The sequence below is a fragment of the Clostridium sp. M62/1 genome, assembly GCF_020736365.1.
In the GTDB taxonomy this organism is placed as follows: Bacteria; Bacillota; Clostridia; order Lachnospirales; family Lachnospiraceae; genus Otoolea; species Otoolea saccharolyticum_A.
On the sequence record NZ_CP085988.1, the window covers coordinates 3,792,205 to 3,812,366 of the forward strand.

The following is a 20,162-nucleotide window of genomic DNA, read 5'->3' on the forward strand; positions in this document are numbered from 1 at the left end:
GCTGCCGGCTCATCCATAATATCCATAAAGCGGAAATTCCTGCCTAAACATAGGAATGATCCACATTGATCAGCGCCGCGCAGTTCTCCATGGTCCGGCTCACACTGTCCTGAATTCTGGCCTTCAGTTCCTCCTCAGGCATCTTCATCTCAAAGGGGACTACCACGTCAAACAGAATCTTTGTCACCCCTCCTCCATGTACCAGGCGGAAATCATGGATAGTAAGCCGGCTGTCTATCTCCTTTACCAGAGCCTCCGTGGCAGCCCTCTTCTCCTTCATCTCAGGATCCTTCAGATTCACCGGATCCATGTGGATCACCGCCTCACAGCCAAGGCACTCATGAAGCTCCATCTCCGCGCTGTCAATGGCATCGTGAAGGGCGTAAATATCGCCGCTGCCGTCCACCTCCCCGTGGAGGGAAATCATTCTGTGACCCGGACCGTAGTCGTGCACCACCAGATCGTGTATTCCGATAATCTCAGGCCTGGAAAGCACGATTTTTTCGATCTCGTCAATAAACTCCGGCTCCGGCGCCTGGCCTAAAAGCGGGTTGAGAGTCTCCTTGGCTGCCCCATATCCGGCGCGCAGGATGAAAACCGCCACCAGCACGCCGCACCAGCCGTCCACGTTAATGCCCGTCGTGCGCAGGACAATCATGGATAAAAACACCACGGAGGTAGCCAGGGCGTCGCTCAGGCTGTCCGTCGCCGTTGCCTTCATGGCTGCCGAATCAATTTTTTTCCCGATTCTCCTGTTATAATAGCTCATGTACAGCTTCACAGCCACCGAAACCACAAGGATTCCCATTGCCAGAAATCCCGTGTCCACAGCCTCCGGGTGGAGAACTTTCTCTACCGAGGATCTCAGAAGTTCCACTCCCATGACAATGATTGCCAGGGATACGGCCAGGCCGGACAGGTACTCTATCCTTCCGTGGCCGAAGGGATGCTCCTCATCGGCCTGTCTTCCGGCAAACTGAAAGCCTAAAAGCGTGATAACGGAAGAGCCGGCATCGGACAGATTGTTGAAGGCGTCCGCCATAATGGCAATGGATCCGCTGATCACTCCTGCCAGGTACTTTCCGGCAAACAGAAGGATATTCAGGGTGATTCCCAGGGTTCCGCACAATATGCCGTAGGCCCGTCTCTCCTCAGCCCCCGTTTTTTTCTTTACAAAAAGCTTTTCCAGCAGCGTTACCATCTCTTGTCAGTCCTCCTTAAGAAATACATACTCGCAGTCCGTAGAGCGCTCCTCACAGAAGGAAAAGCCCATCTCGTTAAAAGCTCTCGCCTCCTCCGGCTCCGAGGCCTGAGTCCCTGCCAGGAAGCGCACCATCTCCCCCCGCGCCATCTTTGCCTCTGTAGCCTTTACCCTGACCTTTCCGTCCTTCAGTGTCCCGAACACGCAGGTGACAAACCGGTCGCCCGTCCTCAGATAAGGTTCCACCGCCCGGCTGTACTCTTTAGACGCCAGATTTAAAATCACGGCCGGCCCATCGGCGGCCAGTTCCCGGTAAATTTTATCGCCCCAGAATCCATACAGATCCTTATGTAAATCTGTTTTCAGCTTTGCCTGCATTTCCAGGCGGTAGGGCACAATCCCGTCATCTGCCCGCAGCACTCCGTAAAAGCCGCTTAAGATCCTGAGGTGCCTGCACACATATTCCCACTCCTCTCCAGTAAAAATCTGAGGAGCCATATGCTGGTACTGGATCCCCACATAGGCCAGCACCGCCGGCGTCAGCCCTGTTTTCAGATCCATCTGCGCATACCTCAGATAATTTTCATGGGTAATAGCGGCATTCGCCTTAAACAGTTCTCCCAGTTCCTCCTCAGAAAAGCTCTGAAGCAGCTTAAGCAGCTCTTCCGCCTCCCTGCAGAACACCGGAGTCTCTCTCCATGGCATATCGTCATTTCTTATCTGCATCTTTTTCGCAGGTGAAATAATTATTTTCATGCTCACCGGCTCTTTTCTCCTTTTCCTTCCCTTTTTCAGACAAAAGGGGCAGGCCTGCTGCGGCTCCTGCCCTTCCCCGCCAGACTGGTTCTTCCGGCCGAATTGGTCGGCCAGCCTTTCCTTCTGGCTTTTTGTCATTCTCTTAATCGCGGCCTCCCGTTTCATGGCCTCGCTCTTTGTGGCATGCTCCTCAAAATAGGCCAGAGCCACCGGCCTTCTGGTTTTCGTATATTTCGCCCCTTTTCCGCTGTTGTGAGCCAGAATTCTCTCCTCCAGGCGGTTTGTCCACCCGCAGTAGAGAGACCCGTCCGCACAGCGCAGAAGATATGTATAATTCACCGTCTGCCGCTCCTCCCGCCAGATTCTCGCCGCTCCTTTGTCCTGTGAAATCCGGGCTATGTAAACGGCAGCAGCACCCTGCGCAGATGTGCCGTTGCCGCCCGGAGCCTCAGAACAGACAGAGCCTAAAACCCCGTATCTATCTAAAGCATCGGCCGGATGCGGAATGCCTCCTGGCCAGCCAAAGCGCCGGAATTTCCTTCCGACTCTCCGGTTTATACTCTATTATATGAATTTTCTCCTGAAATGCAACTTTCATCCAGGCATTTTTTTCCGGCTGTCAAAATACAGGAACCGGTCAATAGCGTCCAATATGTCTGCAAACTCCTCCCTGTCAGCCAGCTCAATATAGCGGTTTAACAGCTCTGTCTCCTGCTTTTTATACTTCCCGTAAAAGATGTCAAACACATTGTGTCCCCTCATATGGATCTTGAATTCCTCCATATGCCCCCTCATATCCTCCGGCGAATCGAAGTCCCTTCCCATCACCTCCACCAGTTTCTTTCCCGATGCCAGCCTGTGAAGGTATTCTCTCCATTTTTCGTACAGAATCTGATAAAACTCCTCCTCCGACTCCACGATTCCAAGCTTTTCCATGATCTTTGGATTGAGGAAGTAATTCTCAAAGGAATAATACCTGAGAACCAGCACATTTTTCTCCGTCACCGGCGGAAGGCGGTCTGCGTCTTTCTTCCCCTGCTCGCTGTAATAGCGGCAGAGCTGCCGCTTCAGCTCCTCCCTGTCCTTTCCATCCCCGTCCCGTATCATCAGAAACTGGTCCCTGAACCTTACCTGGTTCATATATTTCAGGTTGGCATACGTCTTGATATTGGTACAGCTGTTAGTGGTGATAATGGAAATCCTGGACAGGGTTCCGTCCTCCCGGTATACCTCAGAATAATAATTTCTAAGAAGCAGAGGCAGTCTGCTCTTGTCCTGCTTTCCCTCCACGATAAACACGAAATCCACGTTCATGGCATCCCCTGCCCCATATCCCAGATCGTCCAGGATCTCCCCTATGTCCACGTTCTCCCTGGCAGTGGAAAAGCACTCGCTGTCCAGAACTACCTGGCGGATCTGGCGGGAGGTAAAGTTCAGAAGAAGCTGGGGAGAATGGGTGTTAAAGATCACCTGGTTCTTCTTCGAGAGACGGTACAGGATCTCGCTGGCTGTCTTCTGAAGCCTTGGGTGCAGAAACAGCTCCGGGTACTCTGCCACAATAATGCACGGAAGCTGATGCTCCCCCTCCACATACGTTTCCAGAAGGGAGAGCATATAAATACACCTCATACCTCGGCTCATTCTGGAGACAGGGCTTATAGTTCCCCTCTCACTGCTGTAGACCTCTGCCTTTACTGAAAACAGCTCGTCCAGATTTCCCTTCAGGCTGTAGCGGATCTCGTCATACCCCCCGTTCTTTTCGAAATTTTCATTGATGCGCCGGGCCATCTTCCCCAGGTTGAGCTGATAGAGCTTATACTCAAACAGCTTCTGAGCCTCCAGAGCATTCAGCTCCTCCGGCTTTTTCTGGTTAATCAGGCCGATGCACTGGAAACAATGGGAGCACTTTCTTCCTGCGTCAAACAGACAGGCTCCCTCCCTCATCTGGTTCATCAGAAGGCTTTCTCCAAGGAGAAACAGGTCGCTCTGGAACACATCGAGCTCTCTGTCTGTGTCAATGTAGAGCAGTCTGGGGAGCACCTCCTCGATATAGGGGTTGTGCTTTCTCACCCCGTCTGAAAAACGCATCCTCCCTTCCCGGTTCACCATACAGGTAAAGGAGAGGGTCCCTTTCTGAAAGGAGGGCAGCTTTTTCTGAAAATCCCTCTCCCAGACCTCATACCTCCTGTAGGCGCTGACCACTGCCAGCTCGTGAAACAGTCTCAGATCCTCTTTTTCGATCTGAAGCCTTGTCTCAATTTCAATGTTCTGTCCGCTCTCCAGAAAATCGCTCTCCTGCACCTTCCGCCCGCCCGTCATCAGTCGGACAGCATCCAGCACAGAAGTTTTTCCCGTATTGTTCTTTCCCACCAGAATCAGGGCACTGTCAATTTCTGACAGCTCCATATCCCGGATGGATTTAAAATTTCTGATGCGGATATACGTAAAACGCATGGCGCGCCTCCTCTCTATCCGTCTTTTCACAGCAGCTCAGGGTTTTTCAGACCTGTTTCAAACGTATGGATTTATTATAGACGATATGCAAAGAAAGTCAAAGTCTTCGCCGGCACGGGGTGTTATTTCCTTTCAGCCAGCTTTGCCTTTAGCGCTACAGCCCCCTCAGCTCCCCCCGAAATCTGGCCATCCAGTCCTCTCCTGAAAACTCTTCCTGCATCTGCGAAAGCTCTTCTGCGCTGCAGGGACTCCAGTCTCCCTTCTTTAAAACATATCCTCTCGCATTCCCTGAGTGCGCTCTCCCTGCTTCCTCCTGCTTCACTCCCCGGTTTTCCTTCTCTGCGCCGGCATATGCCAGCGCCATTCCCCCCGTCTCCATGGCTTCAGCCAGACGATTCTGCAGGGCAAGCTGACCGATCTGGCGCTCCTTCTCTCTGTCTTCCTGCATTTCATAAACTAGTCCCATTCCCCTGCTGCCCCTGAAAAAGATTCTGACCGTCCTGTCTTCCCCGGCCTTCTCCATATCCCTGCACAGCTCCAGAAGGCGGTTTCTGCCCTCTTCCCCCAGACGCTTCACAATGCTGCCATTCAGAAGGCAGTGGTACATCTGATCAATCTTCCTGACTGTATGCAGAAGCTCCATCTCCTCCCCCTTCTCTCCTGCGAACAGACTGGAAAATTCCCGAAATACCTCCCAGAAATCCATCAGCTCCCAGAACTGAGCCGTCGGCCTGACTTCTCCGTTTTCCTCATAAAAAAACAGCGCTCTCGCATCCCGTTCCCAGTCCATCTCTCTGTATCTGTTTAAAAATTCCCTGCTGCATATCCGAACTGCCTGACGAATTGATTCCATGGAAAAATCGCTTCCCACCTTATCCAAAAATTGCTCCGATAAATACATATTTTCACCTCTTTTGACACAATTTTGAAATTTTATGGACTTAATTTAAGTTCTTTTTTACCATTTTACCATAAATATGACTAAAATGTATTTACTTGAAACCCGTATAGCCTTTCTTTAGTGGAGAAGAATAAAAGTATGGAAAGTCAAAAACATCTGGGTCTGCGGCTTGACAAGGCAACGCACGAAAAACTGAAGCTCCTGTCCGACTTCGAGGGACGTTCGATTAACCGAGAGGTCATCTACCTGATCCGACAGGCCATCAGGGAACATGAGTCAAAATACGGAGAGCTGAAATAGGACGCTGCTTTATCCGCCGCAGAAAAACGGGAGAAACCGGCAGCTCCGGTTTCTCCCGTTTTTCCATTATTGTCCCATAATTCTCCGTTTTCCTTGCCTTTATTATTTTAAACTCTTTCTTTTCCTGCTGCCTCTCTCATACCTTCCATGCTCTTTGGGTGTCTGTCGTCGTTTCTTTTATGCCAGGGCTGAATTCCATCTGCTTTCAGCATAGTTTACTGGGCAATCTCTTTTACAAGTACCAGACGTTCTCCAGGCTTTACATCGTTCTGGGCCAGGCCGTTAGCCTCAGCCACATGATCCACAGTTGTGTGAAATTTCTTCGCGATTTTCCACAGCGTATCCCCAGGCTGTACAATATACCCCACGATTCCCGGCATCTCCTGCAGTTTTTTCATGTCAAGAGGCTCAACCCTCACCCCTGTAATTACCTGCTCACACACTGGCTGCAGCACCAGAAGGTCTGCTGTGATAACCGCTTTCACCTCCACGCTCTCCGACCCCAGCATCACCGCCGTAAGCTGCTCCAGTCCCAGATTCAGCTGGTAAACACTCTCCTCATTCATTCCCTTGGCCTCCGCTACACAGTGGAAAGGCACCAGCTCTGTCGTGTATCCCACCGGCTCCCCATCATCGTCTGTCAGGTACAGAAGCCCCACCTCCAGAACGCCTTCCATGTGAAGGCCGTCCTCCTTCGCCTCAGCCGCATCCAGCTTCACGGTACCGGCGCTGTGGCAGATCTGGAGGATCCGCTCCGGCCTGTTGAGGGAGATCTTCTCCGCAACCCTGCATTTGCAGGTATTCCTGGTGAGGAGACGGTCAAAGCAGGCATTTCCCGTGTCCAGAACCAGCTCACAGCCTGTAGAATACATATCACTTAAAAGCTCCACATTCTTTTCCTCATAGAGCTTCATGTCAAGCTCCAGAACGGCATCCACCGACAGTTCCCTCATCTCTCCGTCCCGGTCCGGCTTCATCTCTATTTCCTGGTGGAGCAGTCTTACAGACACAAAGGGGATCATCTGCTCTGACGCCTCCGGAAGTTCCACCTCGCCGGAAAAGGGAATACTCTCCTCCACCCACTGAACCGGAGTATTCTCCCCCTCCCCTCCATAAATCACAAAGATCATAAGCTCTCCGTCCAGATGCATACTCCCCTCACCGGAGCGGCAGGCCGTTCCCCTAAGCTTCATCTCCCGCCACAGAATCGTTTCCATGTTGGGCTTATTGGCAGAAAGAGACAGCTCCTCCCGTATCCGGTATGTATCTTTCCTCCTGACCGCGATGGCAGCCACATCGATATTTCTCCTGCACAGCTCCACCTGCCCGTCATCTGTCTGGACATCCACAGCGGCCTCCGCATCGTAAAGGCTTTCCACCCGCACTTCCAGCACGACTACCGCCTTGATGTTCAGCTTTCTGGAGTTAATCATCCCCGTGCTCAGATCCTCCAGGTTCCAGGAAACCTGTGTGTAATCCCTCTCCTCCAAATCCGGCACATTGACCGTCTCCTCAAACGGGATCTCCCCCTTAAGCGCCTGCAGTCCCCCCGACTCCCTCCGGTAGAGCACACAGAACATCAGCTTCCCCCTTATCAGCACCTTATCCCCCTGTATCTTTGAAGATTCTATCTGAATGTCCCCGCTTCCAAGAAGCACAGACGACACATCATCCATCGTATCAGGCACAATAAAGTCGTCATCCAGTGTAATCTGCGAAACGGCTGTCCCCTTCTGCCGGTTCATATGAATATTATTCTTAACCAATTCCATCATCTCTGCCACCACGCCTTTCCTTCACAACTGCTTTGTGAAAGTCTATGCACAGAAAATGCGGGATATGCCCTCTTTCCAGAGCATATCCCGCATCTTTCCATTCTTCCTCCGCTCTCTCCCTTTCTTCCACTACCTTCCCAAAGGGAAACCCTGGAAGATTTACCGTGACTTCGCTGGAACTGTAAATCTTCCTCCACTCTCCCCACAGGGAAACCTGGAAGATTTACCGTGACTTCGCTGGAACTGTAAATCTTCCTCCACTCTTCCCAGGGAAACCCTGGAAGATTTACTGTGACTTCGCTGGAACTGTAAATCTTCCTCCACTCTCCCCACAGGGAAACCTGGAAGATTTACCGTGACTTCGCTGGAACTGTAAATCTTCCTCCACTCTTCCCAGGGAAACCCTGGAAGATTTACTGTGACTTCGCTGGAACTGTAAATCTTCCAGGGTTTCCCACTTTAATACTCCTCCAGAAAATGATGCCTCTCCCCGCCCTTCACATACCCGATGCAGGCGTCCAGGTTCACGTTCTCGACACTCTTAAAAATATTCGTCTCAATATGAGGATTGATGGTCCTGAACTTTGAAATCAGCTCCTTCATCTCCTGGCGCTTTGACAGGTGGGCCTCCTCCTCCCTGGAAATGGCCTCCGTAAAGCGGCAGGCGCACTGCAGGAAGCGAAGCTGATTAAAATCTCTCCACGCCTGTATGTCGGCCTCCTTCACCAGATAGAGCGGCCGTATCAGCTCCATGCCCTCAAAGTTTGTGCTGTGGAGCTTTGGCATCATGGTATTCACCTGCGCCCCGTAGAGCATGCTCATGAGGATCGTCTCAATTACATCGTCAAAATGGTGTCCCAGGGCAATCTTGTTGCACCCCAGCTTCTTAGCGTTTGCATAGAGATAGCCTCTTCTCATGCGGGCGCACAGATAACAGGGCGACTGGTCCACATCTACCACCACATTGAAAATATCGCTTTCAAACACGGTGATGGGAATGCCCATGATCCTGGCATTCTCCTCTATCATCCTCCTGTTTTCCGGGTTGTAGCCCGGATCCATTACCAGAAAGTGAAGACCAAATTCCATTTTCCCGTGGCGCAGAATCTCCTGCATGCACTTGGCCAGCAGCATGGAATCCTTTCCGCCGGAGATGCACACGGCAATATTGTCTCCCTCCTGAATCATGTCGTACTCATTGAGCGCCTTCACGAAGGGCCGCCAGATCTCTTTTCGGAATTTCTTGATAATGCTTCTCTCGATCTCTCTGCACCGATCCTCTGCAGCCGTCCCGCTGCAGTCTCCTGCCTGAGCAGCCGCTTCCTTATGCTCCCTCTTTTCCACACTTTCTGCCCTCAGGCCGTCCATATTCACACTTGTATTTTCCATAAATTTCCGTCCAATCCGTATTTGATGCCGCTGTGCAGCGGATTTCCCATCTTTTTCAGACCCTGTTTCAGCCAACCTTTTTTTCGCCTTTCTTCTCAGCTTCCTTCCTGCCCTGAAGCTCTTTCTCCATACGGCATAGCTCCCGCTTCAGCTGACTTACCTCATCCTGCAAAGCCTCTATCTGCTCTACCAGCTTTTTATCATGCTCTCCGAGAACCACCTTCTCCTTCTTCTGAAGCTTTACCCCGTCCTTTTTCACCGGGCGGGCCGGGATTCCCACTGCCGTGATATTTTCCTCGAGAGGCTGAAGAAGAACTGCATTGGCGGCAATGGAGCAGTTGTCTCCCACCTCAAAGGAACCTAAAATTTTAGCTCCCGAGCCCACTGTCACATTGTTGCCGAGGGTAGGGTGGCGCTTGCCCTTCTTCGTTCCCACGCCCCCTAACGTCACTCCCTGGTAGATGGTGCAGTTATCTCCCACCACCGCCGTTTCCCCTATCACGACGCCTGCGCCGTGGTCAATGAGGATGCCATGTCCAAGCTCTGCGCCCGGGTGGATCTCGATCAGTGTAAAAAACCGGGCTATCTGGGAAATCAGCCTGGCAATGAAAAACATTCTCTTTTTATAAAACCAGTGAGCGATCCTGTGCCAGATCAGTGCATGGACGCCCTGATACAGAAGAAGGACCTCCAGCGAGTTCCTGGCTGCCGGGTCTCTCTCCTTCACTGCCTTTACGTCAAGCCAAATATCTTTTAAAATCATACCTCTTCTCCTTTTTCTGCTGAAAAAACTCTGTGCCTGATTGCTATACATTATATAAGTATTCTTTTTGTCCTGTCAATGCCCCAGCCAAATGCTCTGCCATACCGGATTCTGCAGACTATGTTTTGCCAGAATATTCGCAAAAATAAAAACCGCCGCATATCTCCGGCCACATTCTTCCGGGAATATGCGGCGGCTGTCCGAAGCCGCTGTCACCTCAGTTTTCCTGTTCTTTGTTCATCTTCTTAAGTATTCCTTCATATACCTGCCTGTGCTTATCCGAATACCATATGGCACAGTCTTACAAACTCCCGATATTCCGGGAACTGCTTAAGCTCCCAGAATCCTTCAATCAGAGAGGTGTAATACCAGCCCTGCCACCTTTTTTCCTTCATGTTAAACCGCTCGAACACCTGATCTCCCATCAGAAGGTAATCCCTGGCCGTACTCCGCAGATTGCTCAGCTTATCGCCCAAAGCCAGAATCCTCGCATCTGTGTCAGCCTGCTTCAGGTAGTCGATGGTAGCCTGCTTTCTCTCTTTCCATGGGCGGCTTTTGTCCTCTGTCTCCCCTGCCACCAGCCAGGCCACACGGGAGCCAAATTCCCTCTCCAGTTCCTCAAAAGCGACTCCTGCATCCTCCATAGTATCGTGCAGAATCGCTGCCGCAATCAGCTCTTCATCCTCTGTAATAGATGAAACGATCAGAGCCGCGTCCAGAGGATGTGTGATGTAGGGAATTACTCCGCCCTTTCTCACTGCCCCTGCATGAACTCTGGCCGCAAAGGCTGCAGCCTTTTGAATCAGCCTGACAGTCCCGGCTGTCCTTATGCCGTCTGGCGTCTCTTCCGCATCCATCTCGATCCCTCCTCCATTCTTTGGCAGTTCCTCTTCCTGCATCTCTCCGTCATCCAGTGCTGAATTTCGCCCGCAGAGCTTCCTTACAGCCTGGGCTTCTGTTCCTTTTCATCCCCGTCAAACCCGGCAGCCCGCAGATGCATCTGCTCTTGTCCCGCCGTCTCCTCCCGGGGGAAGGTGCTGATGTGGATATCCATCTGTTTAAAAGGAATCTGGATACCTGCCCGGTCAAATTCCAGCTTCATCTGCTCGGTAATATCCCATCTGGTCTTCCAGTAGTCCTCCGATTTTGTCCAGCCTCTTGCGCCAAGCACCACGCTGTCCTCGGCCAGAGAGTCCACATAGACTAATATCTCCTCCTCCTTGAGAATCGACGGATGTCTCGTATAGATCTGCTTCAAAATCTCCTTTGCCTGTTTCAGATCAGAATTATATCCGATGCCCACCGTCAGGTCGAGGCGTCTCCTGTCCATAGCCGTCACATTGGTGACAACAGAGTTGGAAAGAGTTCCGTTTGGGATAGAGATCGTCTTGTTGTCAATGGTGACAAGGGTGGTGTATACGAGCCCAATCAGGGCAACCGTTCCCTCAGCCTGAGGCGACAGGATATAATCCCCCACCCGGAATGGCTTCATTATCAGGATGACAATGCCTCCGGCAAGATTTTTAAGACTCTCCTGAAGGGCCAGGCCCAGGGCCAGACCGGCAAAACCAAGAATAGCCACAATAGATGCCGAGTCAATCCCCATCTGTCCTGCTATTATGAATATGAGAAGGGCATTCAGGCAGAAGCCTATCAGGGAATTAAGAAATTTCATGACGCTGATTTCCATTCCCGCCCGCTCAAAGGAGTGTTTGGCCATCCTCAGTATCAGACCGATAATTTTGCGCCCAACCAGAAAAATAACCAGGGCTATCAGGAGTTTAATCCCAAGAGAGGTCAAATCGGGAATCCATCCCTTCACCATATCAAGAAGCACGTCCGGCTGGCTCAGCTCCTTTAATTCCTGCAGCTCTGTCCCCAGCTCTGCCAAACCTTCTGTCTCTGCTGTATATAAAATGTTCATTCTGTTTTTTCCTGTCTGTTTTTTCTCTTTCTACGATATCTCAGGAGCGGCCGGAGGAACCATTCTGCCTTATTCTTTCTTAGGCTGCTCTGCTTTTCCGTCAGGATGCTTTGGCTTTTCTCTCTTGTCCGGCTCCTGAACACTCTCTATCTTCTCTCTGGCTGCCCTCTTTACCCCATTTACAGTTGCAATCAGGGTATCTGCCGCCTCCTGGGCTTTCTTTCTGGCCGCCTTCTGAGCCTTTTTTGCCTTCTTCACTACACTCTCGGGCTGCTTTTCTGGTTCCGTCCGGCTGCCCTCCATCTCTTTCTTGAGCCTCTCCCTGGCCTCCTCGTCGTCCTTCAAATCTGCCAGGGCGCCGTACAGGCTTTTTTCTGCTTTAAATGAGATCACCTGTCCCCTGGCAGGCTCCCTTTCATCCCCGGCGTCCCCTCTGTCCTCAGAAGCGCTCTCTTCATTTACAGGGAAGGCTGTCTCTGGTGTTTTGGAACCCTTTTTCTTCCCTGCCGTTTTCTTCGGGTTTCCTGCTCCTGTCCTGCTCTTTGCTGATTTCGCTTTCCTGCCTGCCGCAGATGTCTTCGCGCTCTTTTTTTCATCCGGTGTGCACGAGAAAACACTGACGCCCAGAGGAGCGATGCGCACAGTGATCGAATTCTCCCTTCCGTCGTGTTCCTCCTCTTTTGAGGTTTTCACCCGCGGGTTAACCACTCCTGAGCCGCCGAATTCCTGGGACTCGCTGTTGAAAATTTCCTTGTATTTTCCTGCGAACGGCACGCCGATCTGGTATTTCTGATGCTCTACAGGCGCAAAGTTGCAGACAAAAAGCAGCGTTTCCTCCGGCTTTCCCGTCTTTCTGAGAAAGACTACAATGTTATTTGCTGAATCCATGCAGTTAATCCACTCGAAGCCGTCCGGCGTGTAATCCTCTTTGTAAAGGGCCGGATGTTCTCTGTAGAAATGATTGAGGGCTTTCACATAGGTCTGCATGTTTCTGTGAATCGGATACTGCAGAAGCTCCCACTCAAGGCTCTTATTTTCATTCCACTCGTCAATCTGTCCGAACTCCTGTCCCATAAACAGGAGCTTCTTGCCCGGATGGCCCATCATAAAGCCGTAGGCAGCCCGAAGGTTCGCAAACTTCGCCTCAAAGGTATCTCCCGGCATCTTTCCCGCCATGGAGCCCTTGCCGTGGACCACCTCGTCATGGGAGAATACCAGGATGAAATCTTCACTGTAGGCATAAATCATGCTGAAGGTCAGCTCCCCGTAATGGTGGCAGCGGAAGTAGGGATCGCACTTCATGTATCCGAGGAAGTCGTTCATCCACCCCATATTCCACTTGTAGTCAAAACCAAGGCCGTCCTCCTTCACAGAGCCTGTCACCTTCGGCCAGGCTGTGGATTCCTCGGCAATCAGCACAGCGCCGTCCTTCCTTCCCTTAAACACAGAGTTTAAATGCTTTAAAAATTCCACGGCCTCCAGATTCTCATGGCCTCCGTAAATATTTGCCACCCACTCTCCCGGGTTCTTTCCATAGTCCAGATAGAGCATGGATGCCACCGCATCGAAGCGGATTCCGTCAGCGTGATACTTGTCTGCCCAGAACATGGCATTGGCAATCAGGAAATTGGATACCCCGGGACGGCCGTAATTGTAGATCAGAGTTCCCCAGTGTGGGTGAGAGCCCTGCCTCGGATCCTGGTGCTCATAGACGCAGGTGCCGTCAAACTGGGCCATTCCCCAGGCATCCCGCGGAAAATGGGCCGGAACCCAGTCCAGAATCACGCCGATCCCCTGACCGTGCATGTAATCCATAAAATACATAAAATCATCCGGGGTGCCGTAGCGGCTGGTAGGCGCATAATAGCCAGTCACCTGGTATCCCCAGGACGCATCCAGAGGGTGCTCCATCACCGGCATCAGCTCCACATGAGTATAGCCCATGTCCTTCACATAGGCCGCCAGTTCCGGTGCAATCTCGCGGTAATTATAGAACTCAGAGCCTGGTATCTCATCGCCATGCTCGTCCAGAGAGAACTCCTTTCTCTTCCAGGAGCCCAGATGCACCTCATAGACAGACATAGGCCTGTCCTTGCTGTCGGCGGCTGCCCTCTGCTTCATCCAGTCCCCGTCATTCCACTCATATTTTCCCAGATCCCATACAATAGACGCAGTATTCGGTCGAAGCTCTGCATAGTTTGCATATGGGTCCGCCTTCAGAGCCGGATCCCCGTTTCTGAATTTGATCTCATACTTATAAATGGTTCCCTTCTTAAGGCCCGGGATAAAGAGTTCAAAGATACCGGAATCCCCCAGCTTTCTCATCTGGTGGCGGCGCCCATCCCAGAAGTTAAAATCCCCAACCACGCTGACGCGCATGGCACAGGGCGCCCACACGGCGAAGTAAACTCCCTCCACGCCTTTTACTGTCATCGGGTGCGCTCCCATTTTTTCATAGATGGAATAGTGGATTCCTGCTTCGAATTTCTTTAAATCATTTTCTGTGAACTGAGGCGCAAAGGAATATGGATCGCGGATCTCCCCCAGCGTCCCATTGTCATAGAACACCTGCAGCGTATAGTCGGCCAGTGTCTTTCTCGGAATCAGCACGGCGAAAAAGCCAGCCTCATCTGCCATCTCCATGGGATAGGTTTTTCCCGTGGCTGAGAGCTTTACTGTAATATCTCTGGCTGTGGGTATAAACGCCTGCACCAGCATCCCCTGCTCCGTCAGATGCGCCCCCAGCATCCGGTGAGGATCAGAAGATTCAGAGTACACCAGCTCCTCAATGCCTGCCCAGTCCATAAGATCGTATAATACTTTGTCCATAAATGCGCCCCCTTGTAATTCCTTCTGTGGTAGTTCCTATTCTATCATTTCGCCCTGAATAATACAATATATTTTACATCCAGCTGATGAAAGGTCCTTTTTCAGGAAATATTCCATAATTTTACAAATTTCGCCTCAGCCGCTCCAAAATCTCTCATCCTTCGACGCTCTGCCGCCCATTTTAACTGTACTTTCCGCAGAATCCCCCAGTTCATCTGTCAAAAGACGGGATTTCCCTGATATGAAAAATCCATGTTTTTTTAGGCATAATACTTGCTAAATCAAAAAAACTCAGATAAACTAAAGGACATGTAATTCATTGTTAAAAGCAATTCGGGCAGAGGACAGCAGATTCGGCGGTGAGCTGCCATTCTCCTCCTCGTCCAGAAACCATGAAAAGAGGAAGCTGAAATATGGAAAATAAAGAAAAGCGTCTTGGAAGCATAAGACATGATGAGCCTCCCAAAAGCAGGAAACGCGATGAGGAAAACCAGCCTTTCAGCTGGAAACGGGAAATTTTAAGCTGGATTCAGATTTTAGTCATCGCCGGGATCATAGCCCTCGTTCTCAACAGCTGTATTATCGCAAACAGTACCGTTCCCACTGGTTCCATGGAAAATACCATTATGGCTCACAGCCGCGTGCTGGGTTCCCGGCTTACCTACAAATTCAGCGAGCCTGAGCGGGGCGATATCGCCATATTCATCTACCCGGACGACAAGGCTGAAGGCAAGAAAACCTATTATGTAAAGCGTATTATCGGTCTTCCCGGTGAAACGGTTGACATCGTAGACGGAAAGATCTATATTGATGGTTCAGATACGCCCCTCGACGAGCCTTACCTGCATGAGCCTATGGACATGTACGGAAAGGATCACCTTCACTATGAAGTGCCTGAGGGCCATTACTTCATGCTGGGCGACAACAGGAATAATTCCAATGATGCCCGGTTCTGGGAGCACAAATATGTGCCAAAAGAGGATCTGGTGGCCAAGGTTTATCTGGAATACTTCCCGAATCCTCAGATTCTCCATTAAGCCCTGTCAGCCAGGCCTGAAACGAAAAATGACGGCACAGGCCATGATTCGAATGTGCTTTGATCACCGGCTGCGTACAGGGAATAGGGAAGCAGCCGCCAGACTGACTGGAAAGATAAAATTCTCCGGCGAGGAAACGCCGGTGAGAGGAGAGAGTAAGACATGAAAAAGGTTGTGAAGTTCGGCGGAAGTTCTCTCGCCAGCGCAAAACAGTTTAAAAAGGTAAAAGATATTATTACGGCTGACAAGTCCAGATGCTATGTTGTCCCATCGGCCCCCGGAAAGCGGAGCAGCAAAGACGATAAGGTGACGGATCTTCTCTACGCCTGCTATGACGCGGCCTCCTCCGGCGGGAGCTATAAAAAAATTTTTTCCGCCATCACAGAGCGGTATGAGCAGATTATCGAGGGTCTGTCCCTGAATGTGAATCTCGACTATGAGTTTAAGACTATCGAAGAAAATTTCCTGGCGAGAAAGGGCCGCGACTACGCAGCCTCCAGAGGCGAATACTTAAACGGAATTCTTATGGCCTCCTACTTAGGCTACGAGTTTATAGATGCGGCAGAGGTGGTGCTCTTTGACGAGAACGGCGTCTTTCTGCCGGAAAAAACCAACGCGGAACTTTCCGCCCGCCTCGCGAAGTCTCCCCGCGCCGTAATTCCAGGCTTCTACGGTTCCATGCCTGACGGCACGGTAAAGACCTTTTCCCGGGGAGGCTCCGACATCACAGGCTCCATCGTGGCCAGGGCCGTTCACGCGGATCTCTATGAGAACTGGACGGATGTATCGGGCTTTCTGGTTACGGATCCCAGGATCGTGGACAACCCAAAGACCATCGAGACCATTACATACAGGGAGCTTCGCGAGCTCTCCTACATGGGCGCCAGCGTACTCCACGAGGAGGCCATCTTCCCGGTGAGAAAGGAAGGCATTCCGATCAATATCCGAAACACCAACCGGCCGGACGATCCGGGCACCATGATTGTGGAGAGCACTCTGAAGAAGCCCCGCTACACCATCACAGGAATTGCCGGAAAGAAGGGCTTCTGCGCCATTAATATTGAAAAGGCCATGATGAACACGGAGATCGGCTTCGGCAGAAAGGTGCTGGACGTGTTTGAGCGAAACGGCATCTCCTTTGAACATATGCCGTCCGGCATTGACACCATGAGCATCTTCCTTCACCAGTCTGAGTTCGAGAAGCAGGAGCAGTCTGTCATCGCCGGAATCCACCGGGCCGTGGCCCCGGATCACCTGGAGCTTGACTCGGATCTGGCCCTCATCGCCGTGGTAGGCCGGGGGATGAAGTCGGCCCGCGGCACAGCCGGAAGGATCTTTTCCGCCCTGGCCCATGCGAGAGTCAATGTAAAGATGATCGATCAGGGCTCCAGCGAGCTGAATATTATCATTGGGGTCAAAAATGAAGATTTTGAGACGGCTGTGAAAGCGATCTATGACATTTTTGTGACAGTGGCGCTCTAAGGCGAAAGACGGGAACAGATTTTTTCAGGATATGGCATTCATAGCCTGGGGGGCTGCCGGAGAACCGGCAGCCCCCCCCTTTAAGATTCCGGGATACTCCCTGAAAATAAATCACATATCGCTACAGATAAGCATGAATCAAAATGGCGGCAGCAAAAAGAACCAGCCCTGCCCTGTATACCAGGCTGCTGAATCTGTTCTCCTCCTTCTGCGAAATGCTTTTTTCCGGGGGATTTCTCAAAGCCTCTATCAGACTGAGTGTTTGAAGAACAAGAATAGCCCCTGTAAAAAAATATATCAGGAGGCGGCTGTCCGTATATATGGCCAGCGCGTCAATCAGATAGAGAATACCCAGGAAATAATTTTGTTTTTTTTCGTTGATGAAAAAGCTCATTGACATCACCTACAGAATTTCATATTCAAAGTACCCAGGTGTCCATCCCAGAACTCCATCATTTGTATACCCATATGTATAGTTTACTGTAACTCTGACAGTATTTCCTAATACATTAGAACCAACGCTAAGGATCGCGCTGGCAATTGTCAAAGCCTTTGCTAGAGTTATATATTTTGATCCAGATACAATGGCAGCAGCTAATGCTGCAACAGATGCATCTAGTGCAACATGAACAGTAAAAGATTCTTTATGAACGTCTCCAATTTCAGGATTTGATGGGAAGGTTCTTGTCTGCACATTTCCCATCATTTGATAGTTTGCCAATAACGTAGCTTCTTCCGGCGTAGCGCCAAACTCTTCCATCAGCACTGTTCTTAATTCTTCATATGTCATTTCATTCAATCTACGTTCTAAATCATCAGCTTCATGAGGAATCTCTAATACCCCCGTGACACCGGCCTTAACATTATCAGCAGCAAACACAGAAGTCCCAATACTGACACACATTAAAGATGCAATTAATAAACTGCAAATAAATCTTTTCATCATATTTTTCATATGCTACCTCCTGCAATTTTTATTAACAATAATTACATTGAATCACATCCCATTGGAAACACCTCCTGTAAAAATAATTTTAAATTACATTTCGTTTTAGATTTTTATATTGGTAAACAGAGCTGGTCTTCGAGCCAGAAACACCATCATTAATAAGCAAGCAGGCTAAGCATGACATCTGTGCCTTTAATCCATGCATCCAAAGTCTTTTCCGCATCTGTAATGAGGCTGTTCCATCTATAAGGCCTGAACTTTATAAATCTGATAATGGAATTTCAGGAGCTGTTATGACATACTCCTGTCTCTTATCTGAATCTGAGGGAAATATATTTGCAGCATGTGATTATACTGTATATTTTTGCAAAATTTAGTTTTTTTCAAGTTATATTGCTATGTTATTTCATTTTTACCAATAACATTGTCATCTTACTATTATTCAACATTTTTTATGTATTTTGTAATTTAATCCTTTCTTTATTTAATAAATCTGTTATATTTTAATTCTATTTTATTTCGCTTTCAAAAATTATGCAACTTTTTTATTTAATATCATAAAGACCAAATTATGATAACTCGTCCTTATCATCAGCATTGACAGCTGATACCTCCGCCATTTGGGGATTGTTTCCAGATAGCCCTCGTATCCCGATGGCCATCTGCCTTCCCCCCCCCCATCCCCTCTTCCACAAAAAAGTGCAAAAAAACAGCCGCGCATTCTGTTCCTCTAAAAGTCACAAAATGCGCGGCTGTTTTCTGCCGTTTCCCGGCCGTTTCCGAACCGCTTTCCGGTGTTCCCGATATTGATCGTCCTCTTTCTTACCTGTTCTCGATGTCCATGATCATATCCACCCGTCTCTGGTGTCTTCCGCCCTCAAACTTGGCGTCCAGCCACTCCTCGGTGATCATCTTGGCCATCTCGCTTCCCACTACCCTTGCGCCGAAGGCCAGCACGTTTGTATTGTTGTGCATCCTGGACAGCCTTGCCGTGTACGGCTCGCTGCATACGCAGGCGCGCACGCCCTTCACCTTGTTGGCTGCCAGGGAGATTCCCACACCGGTGCCGCAGATGGTGATCCCCAGATCTGCCTCGCCGGAAGCCACTGCACGGCCTACTTTCTCACCGTAAACCGGATAATCACAGCTCTCGCTGGAATTTGTTCCCATGTCAATGACCTCATATCCCTTTGACTCCACGAACTCTTTAATAATATTTTTAAGCTCCACTGCTGTGTGATCGTTTCCTATTGCAATTTTCATCTCTGTTCTCCTTTGCCAACTTAATCTAAATTTCAGATGCTCCTATACTTCCTGTACTCTTTGCCCTGTTCTCCGCCTACAGCTCCGTGGTCTTTCTCACATTGGACTCAAAGAGCCTGTTGTAGCCCAGCCAGCCGCTGTTGTCGCCTGCGCCGGTGAGCACCTCGTTCATGGTTTCCAGCTTCGCGTCTGCGTTGTCCGCCAGGCTTAAAGCCAGGGCCTCAAACAGCGCCGGCTTTTTCGGCGAGCCGTATTCCAGCTCTCCGTGGTGGGCCAGAATGCAGTGTTTGAGCTCTGCGGCCATCTTCTCCGGAAATCCAGGAATTTCCCTGATCCGCTCAGACACCATCTCTGTCCCGATTATAATATGCCCCAGAAGCTGCCCGTCATCCGTATAGTCATTCTCCGGGAAGGCAGACAGCTCTCTCGTCTTTCCGATGTCATGAAACAGGGCCGCTGTCAGCAGAAGATCCCTGTTCAGACGCGGATAGACGGCAGCAAAATAGTCGCACAGCTTCATCACGCTCAGGGTGTGCTCCAGAAGCCCTCCCACAAAGCCGTGGTGCACGCTCTTGGCTGCGGAGTGGAAGCAGAAGCGGCGCATAAAGTCCTTGTCCTCTATGAAATAGCTGCCCGCCAGCTTTCTCAGGAATGGATTCTTCATGGAATCGATCAGCCCTCTCAGTTCCCCGTACATGGTCTTAATGTCCTTGGAGCTGACGGGAAGATAGTCACTCTCCACATATTCTCCTGCGTCTGCCTTTCTGATCCGGCGTATATTGACCTGGTTGGCGCCCTGGAATACGGTCACATCTCCATCTATATACACATAGTCCAGCACCTCGAAGCTGCCGATTCCCGGAGAACCCAGATCCCAGATCTTGGCGTCCACGGTTCCGGTCTTATCCTGAAGGGTAAGGGCCCCGTATTCCTTGCCGTTCTTCGTCAGTGCAATCTGCTTTTTCTTACAAAGATACACGTCTGAAACATGCATTCCGTCATAAAACTGTCCGATATACTTCATTTTCTATCCTCTTTCATCTTCATTCTCATCACTGCTCCCCTGCCGCGCCCGGCAGTTCTTTCATCTCCCGCCTCATATCAGCCGGCCAAAAGGCTCCGCCATGCCTGGCTTTTTG

General features: G+C 50.4%; 17 protein-coding genes. 4 read left to right on the forward strand and 13 right to left on the reverse strand.

Annotated elements, in window-relative coordinates:
- Nucleotides 1-43 precede the first annotated feature (43 nt).
- The 4 genes from LK436_RS17630 to LK436_RS17650 all read right to left on the reverse strand — a co-directional run bounded on the left by LK436_RS17630 (nucleotide 44) and on the right by LK436_RS17650 (nucleotide 5,312).
- Nucleotides 44-1,201, reverse strand: a complete 1,158-nt coding sequence (locus LK436_RS17630) for a cation diffusion facilitator family transporter (protein ID WP_008399175.1) — start codon at nucleotides 1,199-1,201, stop codon at nucleotides 44-46.
- 6 nt (nucleotides 1,202-1,207) lie between these two features.
- On the reverse strand, nucleotides 1,208-2,296 hold the full coding sequence (gene yaaA, locus LK436_RS17635; protein WP_008399174.1) for a peroxide stress protein YaaA: 1,089 nt from the start codon (nucleotides 2,294-2,296) through the stop codon (nucleotides 1,208-1,210).
- Nucleotides 2,297-2,551: 255 nt separating this feature from the next.
- Nucleotides 2,552-4,411, reverse strand: a complete 1,860-nt coding sequence (locus LK436_RS17645) for an ATP-dependent nuclease (protein ID WP_008399172.1) — start codon at nucleotides 4,409-4,411, stop codon at nucleotides 2,552-2,554.
- A 154-nt stretch (nucleotides 4,412-4,565) separates the two neighbouring features.
- Nucleotides 4,566-5,312, reverse strand: a complete 747-nt coding sequence (locus LK436_RS17650; RefSeq protein WP_008399171.1) for a hypothetical protein — start codon at nucleotides 5,310-5,312, stop codon at nucleotides 4,566-4,568.
- 138 nt (nucleotides 5,313-5,450) lie between these two features.
- On the opposite strand from LK436_RS17650, the gene LK436_RS17655 reads away from it, so the two are divergent.
- Complete coding sequence (locus tag LK436_RS17655) at nucleotides 5,451-5,612, forward strand: hypothetical protein (protein WP_015544825.1); 162 nt, start codon at nucleotides 5,451-5,453, stop codon at nucleotides 5,610-5,612.
- Nucleotides 5,613-5,827: 215 nt separating this feature from the next.
- Here LK436_RS17655 and LK436_RS17660 read toward each other — a convergent pair whose 3' ends face one another.
- The 6 genes from LK436_RS17660 to glgB form a co-directional block, all read right to left on the reverse strand.
- Nucleotides 5,828-7,387, reverse strand: a complete 1,560-nt coding sequence (locus LK436_RS17660; RefSeq protein ID WP_008399169.1) for a DUF3794 and LysM peptidoglycan-binding domain-containing protein — start codon at nucleotides 7,385-7,387, stop codon at nucleotides 5,828-5,830.
- A 459-nt stretch (nucleotides 7,388-7,846) separates the two neighbouring features.
- Entirely contained in the window at nucleotides 7,847-8,776 is a 930-nt protein-coding gene (locus tag LK436_RS17665; RefSeq protein WP_015573388.1) for a tRNA 2-thiocytidine biosynthesis TtcA family protein, read from the reverse strand.
- 67 nt (nucleotides 8,777-8,843) lie between these two features.
- The gene (gene cysE, locus LK436_RS17670; RefSeq protein ID WP_044931796.1) at nucleotides 8,844-9,539 is read right to left on the reverse strand and encodes a serine O-acetyltransferase; all 696 of its coding nucleotides are present in this window, start codon (nucleotides 9,537-9,539) and stop codon (nucleotides 8,844-8,846) included.
- Between the two features lie 275 nt (nucleotides 9,540-9,814).
- The gene (locus LK436_RS17675) at nucleotides 9,815-10,438 is read right to left on the reverse strand and encodes an HD domain-containing protein (protein ID WP_008399162.1); all 624 of its coding nucleotides are present in this window, start codon (nucleotides 10,436-10,438) and stop codon (nucleotides 9,815-9,817) included.
- A 41-nt stretch (nucleotides 10,439-10,479) separates the two neighbouring features.
- On the reverse strand, nucleotides 10,480-11,463 hold the full coding sequence (locus tag LK436_RS17680) for a mechanosensitive ion channel family protein (RefSeq protein ID WP_227910115.1): 984 nt from the start codon (nucleotides 11,461-11,463) through the stop codon (nucleotides 10,480-10,482).
- Between the two features lie 69 nt (nucleotides 11,464-11,532).
- Nucleotides 11,533-14,292: a 1,4-alpha-glucan branching protein GlgB gene (gene glgB / locus LK436_RS17685; protein ID WP_008399159.1), complete on the reverse strand. Its 2,760-nt coding sequence runs from the start codon at nucleotides 14,290-14,292 to the stop codon at nucleotides 11,533-11,535.
- A gap of 413 nt (nucleotides 14,293-14,705) precedes the next feature.
- Here glgB and lepB point away from each other — a divergent pair, with 413 nt between their 5' ends.
- The 3 genes from lepB to LK436_RS17700 all read left to right on the forward strand — a co-directional run bounded on the left by lepB (nucleotide 14,706) and on the right by LK436_RS17700 (nucleotide 17,208).
- Entirely contained in the window at nucleotides 14,706-15,329 is a 624-nt protein-coding gene (lepB, locus tag LK436_RS17690) for a signal peptidase I (protein WP_008399157.1), read from the forward strand.
- A 162-nt stretch (nucleotides 15,330-15,491) separates the two neighbouring features.
- A complete protein-coding gene (locus LK436_RS17695) occupies nucleotides 15,492-16,811 on the forward strand; it encodes an aspartate kinase (protein WP_008399153.1) in 1,320 nt (439 codons plus the stop codon).
- Between the two features lie 31 nt (nucleotides 16,812-16,842).
- Nucleotides 16,843-17,208 carry a hypothetical protein gene (locus LK436_RS17700; protein WP_008399151.1) on the forward strand — a complete coding sequence of 122 codons (366 nt, stop codon included), beginning with the start codon at nucleotides 16,843-16,845 and terminating at the stop codon, nucleotides 17,206-17,208.
- 6 nt (nucleotides 17,209-17,214) lie between these two features.
- Here LK436_RS17700 and LK436_RS17705 read toward each other — a convergent pair whose 3' ends face one another.
- The 3 genes from LK436_RS17705 to LK436_RS17715 form a co-directional block, all read right to left on the reverse strand.
- The gene (locus LK436_RS17705; protein ID WP_008399149.1) at nucleotides 17,215-17,766 is read right to left on the reverse strand and encodes a hypothetical protein; all 552 of its coding nucleotides are present in this window, start codon (nucleotides 17,764-17,766) and stop codon (nucleotides 17,215-17,217) included.
- 816 nt (nucleotides 17,767-18,582) lie between these two features.
- Nucleotides 18,583-19,023 carry a ribose 5-phosphate isomerase B gene (gene rpiB, locus LK436_RS17710; RefSeq protein WP_008399146.1) on the reverse strand — a complete coding sequence of 147 codons (441 nt, stop codon included), beginning with the start codon at nucleotides 19,021-19,023 and terminating at the stop codon, nucleotides 18,583-18,585.
- A gap of 76 nt (nucleotides 19,024-19,099) precedes the next feature.
- Nucleotides 19,100-20,047 (reverse strand): 3'-5' exoribonuclease YhaM family protein, encoded by a 948-nt coding sequence (locus LK436_RS17715; protein ID WP_008399144.1) that lies wholly within the window; start codon nucleotides 20,045-20,047, stop codon nucleotides 19,100-19,102.
- Nucleotides 20,048-20,162: the final 115 nt, after the last annotated feature.